Genomic DNA, 14,994 nt, shown 5'->3' with positions numbered 1-14,994 from the left:
GTTGATGAAAAGACCGTTAATTCAGTAAAAATTCAAGGTAGAGTAATTGAAGGCACTTCAAATGACGGCTCTACTTTTAACACTTATGCTCCTGATTATCCTGATTTAGTAAATCGTCTTACTAGCAATGACGTTAATATTGAAGTCGTACCTCTTGAAACAAGAATGAATACCTTTTTAGGTTTTTTAATTTCTTGGTTTCCGATGCTTTTATTAATAGGTGTTTGGGTTTTCTTTATGCGTCAAATGCATGGTGGTGGGAAAGCCATGGGGTTTGGAAAATCTAAAGCTAAATTATTATCAGATAAAGGACCTAAAGTTACGTTTAAAGATGTAGCCGGTATTAATGAGGCAAAAGAAGAATTAACAGAAATCGTCGATTTTTTAAGAGACCCTAGTAAATTTCAAAAGCTTGGCGGTAAAATTCCGAAAGGCTGTTTACTAATAGGGCTACCAGGAACGGGAAAAACCCTTTTAGCAAAAGCAATAGCCGGCGAGGCTAATGTGCCATTCTTTAGTATTTCAGGCTCTGATTTTGTTGAGATGTTTGTTGGAGTCGGTGCAAGCCGTGTGCGAGATATGTTTGAACAAGGCAAACGTAATGCACCTTGTATTATCTTTATTGATGAGATTGATGCGGTAGGTCGCCATAGAGGTATTGGTATGGGCGGCGGTAATGATGAACGTGAGCAAACGCTTAACCAAATGTTAGTCGAAATGGACGGATTTGAAACAAATGAAGGGGTTGTTATTATTGCAGCTACTAACCGCCCCGATGTTCTTGATCCGGCATTACTAAGACCTGGAAGATTTGATCGACAAATTACGGTGTCTAATCCTGATATTGATGGCAGAGAACAAATATTACAAGTACATTTGAAAAAAATAAAATATAACTCTAAAGTTTTACCTAGAATTATTGCTAGAGGTACTCCTGGATTTTCAGGTGCCGAACTTGCTAATCTAGTCAATGAAGCTGCTTTACTTGCTGCACGTCGCGGCAAAAAAGAAGTTGATATGACGGATTTAGAAGAAGCAAAAGATAAGGTTTTAATGGGCGTAGAGCGTCGTTCCATGGCTATGTCCGATGCAGAAAAAAAACTAACTGCTTATCATGAAGGCGGACATGCTTTGGTAGGGCTCTATTGTTCCGCTTCCGATCCTATTCATAAAGCTACTATTATACCAAGAGGTAGAGCTCTTGGAATGGTTATGAGATTACCGGAAAATGATCGTTTCTCCATGGCACGTGATAAAATGAAAGCAGATATTGCGGTTGCCATGGCAGGCAGAGTAGCCGAAGAAATTATATTTGGTGAAGATAAAGTGACTTCAGGAGCATCATCCGATATAAAAATGGCAACTAGAATGGCAAAAGCTATGGTTATGGAATGGGGGCTAAGCGATGAAGTTGGACCGATATTTTATGGCTCTAACAATGAAGATTTATACGCTAGAAGAAGTAATGATGAGAGATCGGAAAAAACTTCTGAATTAATAGATTTTGAGGTGAAAAAAATTATTACCGAAGGATATAATTTTGCTAAAAATATTTTAACTAAGCATATCGATCAACTACACGTACTTGCCAATGCTTTAGTAGAATATGAAACATTATCAGGTCACCAAATTAAAAATTTACTTAGTGGTAAGTCTTTAGATTCTGAGGAGGAAAATACCTTTCCTTTCGGTACTTCACCGGTTATTAAGGTAGATAAAGCAAAAACAACTAAAGCTAAAAAAGAAAATTCTAGTATATAGTTTGTTTTTTCGTCTGAGCTACAGAAATTGCATAGCAATTGACTAAGCAATCCAGTTTTTTATTATTTTTTTGGATTGTCACGCTCTGAGCAAATGCTTGCAATAACATTAATGCTATCCACGCAACAGGTATGAAAGATTGTGAATTAGCTAATTATTTTGTATAGTTCTAAAAATAAATTTTAAGAGAGTGCTTAAATGGCAGAGTTAAGATTACCGCCAAATTCAGTAGTAAAAAAAGGTAGAGAGCATAAAGCAAACGGGGAAATGCTAAAGCCTCGTAAAATAAAGATTTATAGATATAATCCTGACCTTGATGAGAATCCTACTGTCGATAGTTTTGAGATAGATTTAAGTAAAACCGGACCAATGGTTTTAGATGCTTTAATTAAAATCAAGAATGAGATTGATTCAACTCTAACATTTAGACGTTCTTGTCGTGAAGGAATTTGCGGTAGCTGTTCCATGAATATTGACGGCACAAATACTTTAGCATGTATTAAACCGATAGAAGACATATCGGGTGATATTAAAATCTATCCGCTTCCTCATATGAAAGTGGTAAAAGATTTAGTGCCTGACATGTCGCATTTTTATGCACAATATGAATCTATAGAACCTTGGCTTAAAACTGATAGCCCTACTCCTTCAAATTCTGAAAGATTACAATCAATTAAAGACCGTGAAAAACTTGACGGTTTATATGAATGTATATTATGTGCTTGCTGTTCTACTTCCTGCCCTAGCTATTGGTGGAACGGCGATAAATATTTAGGTCCTGCAATTTTACTACAAGCATATAGATGGATTGCCGATTCAAGAGATGATCATACGGGGGAACGTCTTGAAGCTTTAGAAGACCCGTTTAAGCTTTATCGTTGCCATACGATTATGAACTGTACTAAGACCTGTCCGAAAGGCCTAAATCCTGCTAAAGCTATCGGTAAGATAAAAACTTTAATTGCAGAACGTCATGGTGTGTGATTCTTAGAGGTTATATATTAATTAATTATTTCTAAAAATGGTAAAATAATGAAAAAAGCAATTATTTTCTGTTGGCTATTTCTTAGTTCAATATCTTATGCTTTTGCTGTTGATTGCAACAATGCCCTAACACAAGGTGATATGAATTATTGTGCAGGTGAAGAATATAAGAAAGTTGATAAGAAACTAAATCAAATATATCAAGAAATATTAAAGCATATTTCAGACGAACAAGAAAAAGTTAATTTGCTTAAAAAATCCCAAAATTTATGGATTAAGTACCGAGATGCTGAATGTGAGTTTCAGAGTTCCGGGGTTTACGGCGGTTCTGTATATCCAATGATACTGCTTATGTGTTTTACAGGAAAAACCGAAGAGCGTATCAAAGAATTTGAAGCTATGCTGAAATGTGAAGAAGGCGACTTAAGCTGTCCATTTATAATCAAGACACAGAACTGAGATTAATTCATTAGCTGTAATACTTTAAATAATGTCCCCATTTGTTTTGGGGATATTAGTCGTTCTATTTGCTTTTCTATTATTTGTGCTTGCTCATCGTTAAGCTTGCCTTGCAATGTTTTACTACGTAATAAGATTCCGTTTTCTATTAAAAAATCTCGTTGCAATATTGTATCTATTACATTCATACTACTATTTTTAGCTACCGTCTTTAATGCGTAAAAATCCACATGTGCCGATAAATCGGCTTCTCCAAGGCCCTCAAGTATAGAGCAATATTTATGATTTTTAACTGCTTGCAGAGTTGGATTATATTGATATCTAGTTCTGTTATCTGGAGATATATCATAGCCATAATCTATTATAAGGCAGCTGCCGCTCAGTTTTTTTAGATGTTTAGCTATAAATTTTATAATTTCTATCGATTTATAAGATTCTTCAAGTACTGCCCCGTCTTTTGCTTCAATATGAGTTCGCTGTAAATATTCTTGTAATTGCTTATTAACGCTCATTTTGTCGTATTTAATTCTTCCATCTACTGGTTGTACCACAAATATTCTTTCATACCATAATTCTTTGACTTTAATATATTGCTTTATCGGCATAGCATCAAAGAATTCATTAGCTATTATTATGGTAGGTTTTTTGGGTATATCTTCTACAAATGATAGGTGTTTAATCGGTAAATTAGTATCTTGTAAATTAGACTTTTGATGAGCAATAAAATTTTGGTTAATTTCTATTAGTTCAATCGATAAAGCTTTATAAAATTCCGGTACTAATTTTGCGGTACGTAGTAAATCACGCATTAATAAGCCTCGCCCAGGACCAAGCTCTACTAAACTAAGACTTTTTGGGCAACCGATTCTTTGCCACTCTTTGATACACCATAAGCCAATAACTTCACCGAATAGTTGCGAAATTTCAGGGGCCGTAACAAAATCACCTTCGCTAGCTAGCGTCTTTACTTGCTTATAATAGGAAGTAGGATTTAAGTTTAACACCTCCTGCATAAGAACATCGCAAGTAATATATCCTGTTTGATCAATTAATTGTCTTATTTTGGATTCGATTGACATTTATTTCTATGTCTAAATTTATAATATTTATAAGATTATAAAAGGATACTAATCTTATTTCAAAATGATTTTGTTTTTGAGCTTACATATTTACATCAATTTAATAAAAATAATTTCAAAAAATTAATATTTAATATCTTAATTTAAACTTTTGCTTCTATACTAGTTAAGTAATGTTAATATAAAAAGCTAAATATTATCTCTAAAGAAAAAACAGCGTTGGAAAAAGCACACGAAAGAGCAAGGGCAAAAGAACAAGCAAAACCTACAGGACCTCAACCTGGCGGGTTACAGAATCGAATGAACGTGCCTGCTAATGCCGGCGAAGCAAAAGCAATGGCAGAACAAGCAAAAAAACCACAACCTAGAGGACCTCAACCCGGTCCCGGTGGGTTCCAGAATCGAATGAACATGCCTGCTAATGCTGACGAAGCAAAAGCAATGGCGGAACAAGCAAAAAAAAGAGCAAGCAAAACCTACAAAACCAAAAAGGGATATGCAGGCAATGTTAAATCGTGTAGGATCAATGATAAATAATCTTAAAAAACCATCAACTCAAAAATCGGCAGATTCTAAAAGTTATGTAGACCGATTTAAAAGATTAGTTACAAAATCTAATAATAAAGATAAAGGGAATTCAAGATAGTAACCTCTTAGACCTAATTATTAAATAAACGCCTAGCAAAAGTAGCGGTACAGATAAAATTTGTCCCATAGTTAAGCTATCTAAAATAAACCCGATTTGTATGTCGGGTTCTCTAAATATCTCAATAATTATTCGGAAAAGAGAATAAAACATTAGATATAGACCGGAATTTAAACCTTGTTTATTAAGCGATTTATATCTAAATACAAAATAAGCTAAAATACAAAATAATACCAAACCTTCAAAAAAAGCTTCATATAGTTGACTAGGGTGACGGGGCTGCAAATCGCTATTTGGAAAAATTATACCAAAAGAAGAATTTGTAATACGTCCATATAATTCGCCGTTAATAAAATTAGCGATTCTACCTAAAAATAATCCGATAGGTACTACCGGTGCTATTATGTCCGTGAGACTTAAAAAATTAATTTTATATTTTCGACAAAACAAATAAGCAGCAATAATTACTCCTAAAGCTCCGCCATGGAAAGACATCCCGCCTTCATAAGTTTTTAAAATATCTATTGGGTTTGAAAAATATCTAGAAGGGTTATATAATAAAACAAACCCTAATCTACCTCCGACTATTATTCCTATGACGGCATAAGTAATGAAATCTTCTAGATTTTTTTTGGTAATTTGTGGCTTAAATTCCTCCATAATTTTATTTGCATAAAACCAGCCTAGCAAAATTCCTACTACATATGAAAGGGAATACCAAGATATAGCAAATGGACCTATAGCAAAAATAATTGGATTAATATTAGGAAATGTCATAGATAAATAAGTTATTTAGTTCTTTTGAGTTAAAATTATTGATAAAAATAAAATTTTTAGTAATAATAAAAAAGATTTATATTTTATAATAATAATGATAGGTAAAATATGCAATATTTAATGGATCTATATCATACCTCAAGTACGGAGTTAGTATTATTGTTTGTTATGTTAGTATCTCTTATACCGGTGATATTTCTAATTAAAAGATTAATTTTTATTCCTGTAAAAAATTATTTAACTAGGCATCATTATGATGATTATGAAAGGATACTAAAAAAATATCCTATATTTCGTTATTTATTACACACTTTATTAGCAATTTACTTTGTATGTTGGGGAAATATTTTTCATCCTACTTCTTTTAAAGCACATGTATTACTCGGAATCAAAGATACTATAGTAATCTTATATACTAGTATATCTGTGACGATGTTATTATTAACGCTTATAGATGCTTTTGCAGATCTGTATCACAATAGGATCAAAGCCGTTACAAAAAATGCACCGCTTAGCTTATATTTTCAAATACTAAAAATTATTGTTATAATTATCGCTGTAATGGTAACTATTTCATATGTATTAAATATTTCGCTTAGTACATTTTTAACAAGTTTAGGTGCAGCCGCAGCTATTTTAACATTTGTTTTCAAAGATACTGTTTTAGGATTACTTGCAACCTTACAACTAACTACTCAAGAAATTATTAATATTGGAGACTGGGTACGTATAGGGGAAATTGAAGGAACAGTTGAAAAAATTACTATTTCTGTAGTAACAATTAGGAATTTTGATCAATCTATTTCTACAGTTTCTACTTACAGCATTTTAAATTCTAACGTAACTAATTATCGAGGAATTAGTGAATCAGGAGCAAGAAGGGTAAAGAGAGTGTTTAATATTAATATGGCAACTATTAACTTCTGTGACGCTACTATTTTAAAAGAACTAAAAAAATCTCCTTATATATCAAATGATGTAATAGGTAGAATCACTCTTGATAAAGAAGAGAAAGATTTAACTAACATTAAGCTATTCAAATTATACGTTCAGGAATATCTAAAAAATAATCCGGCAGTTTATACCGAAGGATTTACTTTTTTAGTAAGACAACTTGAACCTACAATTAACGGGTTGCCTATAGAAATATATATCTTCATTAAAGAAGTGAATTTAGTAGGTTATGAAAATATACAAGACAATATTTCTGAACATTTAATTTCTATACTTCCTGAATTTAAATTAAAAATATTTCAGAATGTAGGAGTGGTATAATATATCCGAAGTAAAATGAAGAGTAGTAAAAATAAATTAAATCTTTTTAGAAATCTTCACAGAGCCTAAGATGGAAGTAGCCTTTCATCTTGGATATTTACTACTTTTGAAAGAAAAGAAGTATTATATACTACTTGATTATTTTCTCTAAATGCTTTAAAACTTAAAGCTTTAAAAATATGAAAATTTAAGACCTAGGAATGAATAATAATATAATTAATTTAATAGCCGCTATTGTACTATCTTTAAGTATAATTTTCGGTTGGCAATATTTTGTCGTAAAACCTGAACAAAAAAAACAGCAACAGCAACTAGCAGTGCAGAAAGCAGAAAATTTAAAGAAGCAAAAGTTAAAAGCTTTAGTCGAACCTGCATCTGATATTGTTGTTCAAGAAGAAAAGGGGGTGCAGCGTATTAAAATAGAATCTGAATCGCTCACCGGTTCTATTTCATTAAAAGGGCTTAGATTTGATGATTTAATATTAAAAAAATATAAGCAAGATTTATCTAAAGATAGCCCTGATGTGGTATTATTTTCACCTACTAATACCGAGAATTCTTATTTTGCCGAAATTGGCTTAGTTAGTAATTTATCTAGTGCAAAACTTCCTAATAACGATACTATATGGAATAGCGACGGTGAAATATTAGGTCCTGAAAAGCCCGTTAATTTATTTTGGGTTAATGAAGACGGAGTTAAGTTTTTAGTTACTATCACGGTTGATAAAAACTATTTATTTACTATAGAACAAACCATCGTTAATAATAGCGATGAAGAACTTCCTGTGCAATCTTACGGTTTAATAAACCGTAAATATACTTCTGTTGAAAAAGTGGTGAATATATTACATCAAGGACCTATCGGTTGTATAGATGAAAGCCTTAAAGAATATTCATATGATGATATTAAAGATAAGAAAAGCGAGAAATTTGCAGCAGGTAAGGTTGATTGGATAGGAATTACCGATAAATATTGGTTGTCTGCATTAATTCCCGATAAATCAAGTAATTATAGTTCAAATTTTAATTATGTTCTTAAACAAGGCATTGAAAAATATCAAGTAGATTTTATTTCACCGGTACAAATAATAAAACCCGGCGAAAATTTTTCCATTAAAAGCAGAATTTTTGCCGGAGCAAAAAAAGTAGACTTGCTTGATAAATATGAAAAACAATATGATATTAAACTATTCGATAGAGCTATTGATTTCGGTTGGTTCTATGTAATTACTAAACCGGTCTTCTACGCCATGAATTTTTTCTATGGTTATGTCGGTAATTTTGGGATTAGTATATTAATCGTTACGGTTATAATTAAGCTGCTAATGTTCACTTTAGCCAATAAATCTTATCGTTCGATGAAAAAAATGAAAAATTTACAGCCGGCAATCGATAGGATAAAAAATTTATACAGTGATGATAAAGCACGTTTAAATCAAGAAATTATGGCTTTATATAAGAAAGAAAAAGTAAATCCGGTAGCAGGTTGTTTGCCTATACTTGTTCAAATACCCGTATTTTTCTCTATATATAAAGTATTGTATGTAACTATTGAAATGCGACAAGCTCCGTTTTATGGCTGGATTAAAGACTTGTCCGCACCTGACCCTACTACTATTTTTAATTTATTCGGCTTATTACCATTCTCGCCGCCGTCATTTTTAATGATTGGAGCATGGCCTATTTTAATGGCTAATACTATGTTCTTACAGCAAAGAATGAGTCCTGAACCTGCGGACCCCGTGCAAGCTCAAGTAATGAAATTTATGCCGTTAGTTTTTTTAGTGATGTTTAGTAGTTTTCCTGTAGGACTTTTAATATATTGGTCTTGGAATAATATTCTATCTATAATCCAACAATATTATATTAATAAATTTAACTAAAGCGAATAGCGAATTATTGCATAATCCGCTATTCGTTATAAAATTGTTATTTTTTAGTAAAAACTAATAATTTCTTTACTGAATATAATAATATATTATTTAGAAATCGTGGTGATCACATCAAACGCCAATTTCTACAACTTTTAAATCAATAGAAAATATTTTATTGACGATAATTAATTAATGAGAATAGATAAAAATTTACCTAATTATCTGACTATTGCTCGAATAATGGTAATTCCGGTTATTATATTGGCATTTTACGTAAATAATCCGCTTGCACGTAAATTGGGGGCATTATTATTTGTTTTAGCTAGTATTACGGATTTCTTTGACGGTTATATTGCAAGAAGATATAATTTAGTTACGAGCTTTGGTAAGATGTTTGACCCTATAGCAGATAAGCTACTCGTAGGTTGTGTTATCATAATGCTACTAAAAAAAGATAATATAGATGAAATACCGTGTTTATTGATTTTAGCACGAGAATTTTTAGTTAGCGGTCTTCGAGAGTTTTTAGCTCTAGTAAAAGTTAGTGTGCCTGTATCAAGGCTTGCTAAGGTAAAAACTTTTTTACAAATGTTTGCTTTATCGATATTAATATTGGGCTCAAAGGGTTCAGGCATTATTTATTTAGATATAGTAGGAGAAATAATTTTGTGGATTGCCGCTTTTCTAACAATCATCACAGGTCATTCTTATTTTAAAGCATGTAAGAAATATTTTTAAATAGGATAGTTTTGTGATATATGTAAAATATGTAATTTTGGGATTAATTATGGTGTCTAGCTTAAATCTTTACGCTGCTAACAAGGATGTAATTGCCGATAAGAAAGTTGTAAAGGTAGAGGTAAGTAAAGAACATTTAAAAACATTAAACGAAGCCTCTACTCTTTTAATTAGCTGTGTAGATTTTAGGTTAATAGATGAAACCGATAAATTAATGAAACAGTTAGGGTTAGAAGATAATTTTGATAAAGTATCACTGCCCGGTGCATCGCTTGCACTCGTCAACGAGAAATATACTTACTGGGGGAAAACAATAGAAGATACAATAGGAATTTTACAGCAGTTACATAATATTAAACAAATTGTATTCCTTGACCATAGAGATTGTGGAGCTTATAAGATGCTTGTAGGTCAAGAATATTTAGAAACACGTGAAAAAGAAACGGCAGAACATACAAAAATTTTAAATAAAGCACGTAACATAATCAAAGAAAAATTCCCCCAATTAAAGGTTTATACTTTCTTAATGGGTGTTGACGGTGTAGTAGAGCAGATTTATGAAAAGAGTGAATAAGCTGTTATTTAATGGCGTTGTTTGTATAGATACCAAAATCGTCATTGCGAGGAAAATTACGAAGTAATTGACGAAGCAATCTCAGGAGTTTGTTATTATTTCATGAGATTGCCACAGCCATTTCGTGGCTTCGCAATGACGAAAAACTCTTCCATGCAACAACGCTATTTTGTATTTGTATTCTTATTAGCATCAGAATTAGCGGTATTATTTTTTTGATCGTCTTCTGCCGGTAGTTTAGAGAGGGAAAGCTTTTGTTTATATTTTTGCTGCTCTGCTAAAAAATTTTGAGCTTCTTTTGAAAGGCTATTATATAATTCACGTTTTTCTTTGTTAATATTGACTATTTCTACTCTATATTTTTGTATTTCTTCACGTATTTCCGGTTTGATAGTACCTGCGTAAGTAGAGAAATCATCTATAATTTTTTGTGTTGTAACATCACTAGTTTTTGCTCCATCTTTTTTTGAGCCGTCAGAAGCTACACTATTGGCAAAGCTGCTCAGACTAAGTAAAATAGCTATTCCAAATATTATTTTTTTTGTCATATAAACCTTAATCTTATTCTTAATAAGTAGACCATTTTTAAATCTAATAGTCAATGTAAAATATATAATAGAAGTTATGGTATTGCCTAAAAAGAGTTGATTTAAAGTTTCTATGTCATTCCCACGAGGCATTGTTGCGTGGTTCGATTTTCCGTCATTGCGAGAAGAATTACGTAGTAATTCGACGAAGCAATCCAATTAAAAATTCTGATTTACAGAATTTTTTTAATCTTTTTCTAGATTGCCACGTCGCTTCGCTCCTCGCAATGACGGTTCGGGTATCCACGCAACAATGCTGAGCTAGGAATGACATCGGAAGACTAAACTACACCATAAAACAACTTTTTCTAGGCAATGCCGAAGTTATCCATATTTTCTATTTGTATTTTATTATTTGGTTAGTATAAATATACTAACAGTTGGGAACAAATGTATAAAATATATGAAAAATATACAATATTATAATAATAATGCTCAAGAGTTTTATAACAGAACAATCAATGCAGATTTATCTGATAATTATAAAGTATTTACTAGCTATTTACCAAATAAAGCTCATATTTTGGATGCAGGTTGCGGGGTTGGTCGTGATACAAAATATTTTTTAAGTCAAGGCTATCAAGTCACCGCTTTTGATGCTTCCGCTGAAATGGTTAAATTAGCCACAAAAGAAACCGGAATAAATGTACTGCACTCAACTTTTCAAGATATCGATTTTAAGGAGTCTTTTGATGGTGTTTGGGCTCAAGCAACTCTCCTTCATGTACCTCATAATGAAACAACCAATGTTTATAAAAAAATTCACGCTGCATTAAAGCCGGAGGGGATTTTTTATGCTTCTTATAAACATGGATCAGATCAGATGTCAGCTAATGAACGAGATTTTTATAATATGAATGAAGATACAATAAAACCTTATTTTGACGGGCTTTTTGATATAGTTAGAATATGGACGGAAGAAGATACAAGAAGTAAAGTATCTCCAAGTAAAGATGGATTATGGTTAAATTTTATTGTAAAAAAAGTAAAAATAGGCTATGAATTTAAAACTATATTTTGTTATTATTTTATCAATATTAGTAACAGGTTGTACTTCCCATCATTATAAAGAGTTGTACAAAAAGAAGCCTGGATTTTATTCTTATGTTATAGGGGATATACAAAATGACTACATTTATAAAGAATATGCTTCAGAGATATATGCTACTCCTGCTAGTTGCCAAAAAATTGTAACTTCTCTTGTTGCATTTAAAACTCTCTCGCCTGAATATAAATATAAGACTGAGTTATTAATTAATAAAAAAGGTAAATTGATTCAGGATGTAGTGATTAAATTCTCTGGAGATCCTACATTAACTTCTCAGCAACTAATAAATATATTGCAGCCCTTTCGGAACTTAAAAATTAATGGTTATATCATTTTAGATAGTTCCATTTTTAAAGTATCTCCATATTCACCTAATCTTATGATAGATGACATAGGTAGAAGTTATTCACCTCCTGTATCTTCTATAAATATTGATCAAAATCTTATATCAATAAAAGTAACGCCTAATAAGCTAAATAAGCTTGCTAAAATTTTTGCAGATTTAGATTATGATATTCGCTCAAATGTTACAACAAATGATCAAGCGTCATCGATTAAATTATTATGGGATGGTGAAGTGATTAATGTTACAGGGAATATTAATATAAAAGATGCTCTTATAGAATTAAAACTTGCTCCTAGAAATCATGATGAGTATACAGTAAAAAAGATAAAAGCAATACTTAAAATACTTAATATTCAAGGTAAAATACAAATTGTTAAGCTTTCATATCAAATAAATAATGGCTTTAAATTGATGGGTCAGATTGAATCCTTACCTCTTAAGGAAATAATGAAACCGGCAATGAAAAGCTCTGATAATTTAGTGCTGGATAGTGTATATTTGACAGTAATTAACTATAGCTCAAATCAAGAAATTACAGATTGGGCTGAAGGGAGTAATATTATAAAACAATTAATTAAGCAGCATTTTGGAATTGATGCAAAAGATTCGTTATTTGTGGATGGATCAGGGCTTTCTAGGTATAACCGTGTTCAGCCTATAATTCTTTTTGCACTGTTAAAAAAAGGATATACCATTCCTGAATTTGTAACAGCTTTACCAAAAGCTGGTGAAGAGAATTCTACGCTTAAGAACCGCAGCGAACTCTCAAATGATATTATTGCAAAGACTGGCGGTATGTCTGGAATAAGTTGTTTATGCGGCTATAATTTGAAGCAGCCGCATCATAAAAAAGCTTTTGTTTTTATGGCTAATAGCTTTGCTCCTCCCAATAAAGATTTATTGGATGTTATAGATGATTTCATAAGCAGACAAACAGATAAGAAATAAAGGTAAAACAATATGATTAGATTAGTTTACTTATGCGTGATTTTAATAATCAGTTTTAAAATATATGCAAAGGAACATACAGGTTTAACATATAATCGTTATGAAAAAGATAAGCATGTGATTCATGTGTTAACTATTGATCCTAAGAATTTTGGGTTAAAATTAGTTAAAGCACATAATCAGGTTATAGGCAGAGAGACAGTAGATGCTATTGCACACCGCACCAATGCTATAGCTGCTATTAATGCCGGATTCTTTGAGATTGCAGGTAGCGATGACGGTAGACCAAGCCTTACTTTAATGATTGGAGGCAAGCTATTTAGTCTTAGAAAACAGATGCAAAGCTTGTTAATCATAGATCAAGATAATATTCAAATTACCAAGGCTAGTGCAAAAATTTCAGTAGAAATAGGTGATAAATCTATTATTCCAAATCAAGTTAATTATTTTTCAAACTCGAAAGATATTACTTTCTATAATAATGTTTGGGCATCCTCCACATTAACGCCATATACTAACAAAGAAATTTTAGTTGACCGGGATTTTATTGTTACGAAAATAAGTAATCATGGGGATAATCAAATTCCACAAAAGGGTTTTGTATTATCTTTTCCAAAAGAAATAAGCTTGCCGGCAGTAAATATAAATGATTCTGTAAAGCTAAATTTGGAATTTATCGATAAAGACGCTAAGCCTATAAATTTAAGCAAAACTGCTTCAGTAGTAACCGGTATTCCCGTATTGGTTCAAAACGCTAAAAATGTTGTAGATAATCCAAAGGACGATGATCCGGCTCATGCTCGCACTGCTTTTGGAGCGCGTAAGGACGGTACTATAATTATAGTCGTAGCCGAACATATTTATAAGCAACACGTAAAAGACCTTAAACTTGCACAAGCTAGATCAATTCTACGAAAAGAAAGAGGAGTAACTTTTGAGAAATTAACGCTACCCGAAGCTTTAAAGATTCTAGAAAAACATCTTGTAAATGATACTGTGATAGGATTAACTAAAACAGAACTTGCAGATTATATGTTAAGTCTTGGATGTGAATCGGCAATTAATCTAGACGGCGGCGGTTCTTCTACATTATTTATGGACGGAAAAATTATAAACAACGTTACAGGAGATGAAGATGAAGCTTTAGGCGAACACACTGTGCGTCCCGTATCCGATGCAATAGTTATTATACCAAATAATATAAAATAAATTTTATGCGTTTTCTGATTATAATTATAACTTTACTTTTAACAGAAACAGCTATAGCAAGAGATTGCTCGCTGCCGAATCAGTGGCATAAATTATGTTCTGTCCTAGACTCACGAGTAGAGCAAACTGCTCGAAAAATGAAACTGCAAGAATCGAATGCAAAAAGTTTAGAGAAGTTTCTAAATTCCACTAATTATAATTTTGTATATTTACTTATCTTACAAAATCTTCTCCCGAAAACTACTCTTGAGTTATTAATAGCGGTTAATGAAAGGGACTTAGATATAAAAGAAGCTGATTTAATAGCAAAATATTTACAGAAATTAGTAAGGTTTTATAATTTTCAAAATGTTGCAGCTTTTGACAATAATACCTCTCACATTATAGGGCGGAATTGGTGGGAGATTAATTATTCCGGTGAAAATATGACATGGCAAGGACAAAAAACAAAATACGCTCCTTATGGTATCACAGATTTTAAATCTGTAGAGTGCTTGAAAAAGTTCTTTGCAGTGGAATCAAAACTACCGTATTTTGCTAAGATATATAGTAAATCATATAGTATTAGGTGCAATAATAAGATAATATACAAGGAAAAATGTCAACAAGTCCATATAGTGAAGATTTAAGGAAGAAAGTAATAAATTACCTAAAGAAAGGAAGGAGCCAAAAGGAAGCATCAGAAGTTT

15 protein-coding genes are annotated in these 14,994 nt (G+C 31.9%); 12 read left to right on the top strand and 3 right to left on the bottom strand.

Annotated features, from left to right (window positions below; all coding sequences use genetic code 11):
* From ftsH to AC1Z7D_RS02445, 3 genes are all read left to right on the top strand, one after another.
* On the top strand, nucleotides 1-1,761 hold a 1,761-nt coding region (gene ftsH, locus AC1Z7D_RS02455; RefSeq protein ID WP_482601632.1), incomplete at its 5' end, for an ATP-dependent zinc metalloprotease FtsH.
* A 198-nt stretch (nucleotides 1,762-1,959) separates the two neighbouring features.
* Nucleotides 1,960-2,745: a succinate dehydrogenase iron-sulfur subunit gene (locus tag AC1Z7D_RS02450; protein WP_482601630.1), complete on the top strand. Its 786-nt coding sequence runs from the start codon at nucleotides 1,960-1,962 to the stop codon at nucleotides 2,743-2,745.
* Nucleotides 2,746-2,886: 141 nt separating this feature from the next.
* Entirely contained in the window at nucleotides 2,887-3,204 is a 318-nt protein-coding gene (locus AC1Z7D_RS02445) for a lysozyme inhibitor LprI family protein (protein ID WP_482601634.1), read from the top strand.
* Nucleotides 3,205-3,206: 2 nt separating this feature from the next.
* On the opposite strand, the gene AC1Z7D_RS02440 is transcribed toward AC1Z7D_RS02445, so the two are convergent.
* Nucleotides 3,207-4,283 carry a class I SAM-dependent methyltransferase gene (locus AC1Z7D_RS02440; protein ID WP_482601628.1) on the bottom strand — a complete coding sequence of 359 codons (1,077 nt, stop codon included), beginning with the start codon at nucleotides 4,281-4,283 and terminating at the stop codon, nucleotides 3,207-3,209.
* A 300-nt stretch (nucleotides 4,284-4,583) separates the two neighbouring features.
* Here AC1Z7D_RS02440 and AC1Z7D_RS02435 point away from each other — a divergent pair, with 300 nt between their 5' ends.
* Nucleotides 4,584-4,820: a hypothetical protein gene (locus tag AC1Z7D_RS02435; protein ID WP_482601626.1), complete on the top strand. Its 237-nt coding sequence runs from the start codon at nucleotides 4,584-4,586 to the stop codon at nucleotides 4,818-4,820.
* Between the two features lie 100 nt (nucleotides 4,821-4,920).
* Here the strand turns inward: AC1Z7D_RS02435 and lgt are convergent, their stop codons facing one another.
* Nucleotides 4,921-5,706: a prolipoprotein diacylglyceryl transferase gene (gene lgt / locus AC1Z7D_RS02430; RefSeq protein WP_482601624.1), complete on the bottom strand. Its 786-nt coding sequence runs from the start codon at nucleotides 5,704-5,706 to the stop codon at nucleotides 4,921-4,923.
* A gap of 108 nt (nucleotides 5,707-5,814) precedes the next feature.
* On the opposite strand from lgt, the gene AC1Z7D_RS02425 reads away from it, so the two are divergent.
* From AC1Z7D_RS02425 to AC1Z7D_RS02410, 4 genes are all read left to right on the top strand, one after another.
* Nucleotides 5,815-6,981 (top strand): mechanosensitive ion channel domain-containing protein, encoded by a 1,167-nt coding sequence (locus tag AC1Z7D_RS02425; protein ID WP_482601622.1) that lies wholly within the window; start codon nucleotides 5,815-5,817, stop codon nucleotides 6,979-6,981.
* A gap of 200 nt (nucleotides 6,982-7,181) precedes the next feature.
* A complete protein-coding gene (yidC, locus tag AC1Z7D_RS02420) occupies nucleotides 7,182-8,864 on the top strand; it encodes a membrane protein insertase YidC (protein ID WP_482601620.1) in 1,683 nt (560 codons plus the stop codon).
* 183 nt (nucleotides 8,865-9,047) lie between these two features.
* Nucleotides 9,048-9,593, top strand: a complete 546-nt coding sequence (pgsA, locus tag AC1Z7D_RS02415; RefSeq protein ID WP_482601618.1) for a CDP-diacylglycerol--glycerol-3-phosphate 3-phosphatidyltransferase — start codon at nucleotides 9,048-9,050, stop codon at nucleotides 9,591-9,593.
* Between the two features lie 13 nt (nucleotides 9,594-9,606).
* The gene (locus AC1Z7D_RS02410; RefSeq protein WP_482601616.1) at nucleotides 9,607-10,167 is read left to right on the top strand and encodes a carbonic anhydrase; all 561 of its coding nucleotides are present in this window, start codon (nucleotides 9,607-9,609) and stop codon (nucleotides 10,165-10,167) included.
* A 164-nt stretch (nucleotides 10,168-10,331) separates the two neighbouring features.
* On the opposite strand, the gene AC1Z7D_RS02405 is transcribed toward AC1Z7D_RS02410, so the two are convergent.
* Nucleotides 10,332-10,715 (bottom strand): hypothetical protein, encoded by a 384-nt coding sequence (locus AC1Z7D_RS02405; protein WP_482601614.1) that lies wholly within the window; start codon nucleotides 10,713-10,715, stop codon nucleotides 10,332-10,334.
* Between the two features lie 442 nt (nucleotides 10,716-11,157).
* Here AC1Z7D_RS02405 and AC1Z7D_RS02400 point away from each other — a divergent pair, with 442 nt between their 5' ends.
* The 4 genes from AC1Z7D_RS02400 to AC1Z7D_RS02385 are packed head-to-tail and all read left to right on the top strand — an operon-like array spanning nucleotide 11,158 to nucleotide 14,934.
* The gene (locus AC1Z7D_RS02400) at nucleotides 11,158-11,823 is read left to right on the top strand and encodes a class I SAM-dependent methyltransferase (protein ID WP_482601612.1); all 666 of its coding nucleotides are present in this window, start codon (nucleotides 11,158-11,160) and stop codon (nucleotides 11,821-11,823) included.
* Nucleotides 11,753-13,096, top strand: coding sequence for a D-alanyl-D-alanine carboxypeptidase/D-alanyl-D-alanine endopeptidase (gene dacB / locus AC1Z7D_RS02395; protein ID WP_482601610.1), 1,344 nt, complete (start codon nucleotides 11,753-11,755; stop codon nucleotides 13,094-13,096). The genes AC1Z7D_RS02400 and dacB overlap by 71 nt, the downstream gene beginning before the upstream one ends.
* Nucleotides 13,097-13,108: 12 nt before the next feature.
* Complete coding sequence (locus tag AC1Z7D_RS02390; protein ID WP_482601608.1) at nucleotides 13,109-14,305, top strand: phosphodiester glycosidase family protein; 1,197 nt, start codon at nucleotides 13,109-13,111, stop codon at nucleotides 14,303-14,305.
* Between the two features lie 5 nt (nucleotides 14,306-14,310).
* Complete coding sequence (locus AC1Z7D_RS02385) at nucleotides 14,311-14,934, top strand: hypothetical protein (protein ID WP_482601606.1); 624 nt, start codon at nucleotides 14,311-14,313, stop codon at nucleotides 14,932-14,934.
* Nucleotides 14,935-14,994: the final 60 nt, after the last annotated feature.

The sequence above is a fragment of the Rickettsia sp. genome, assembly GCF_965035265.1.
Note: the sequence above shows the minus strand (reverse complement) of the source record. Positions and strands in the feature narration are given on the sequence as shown.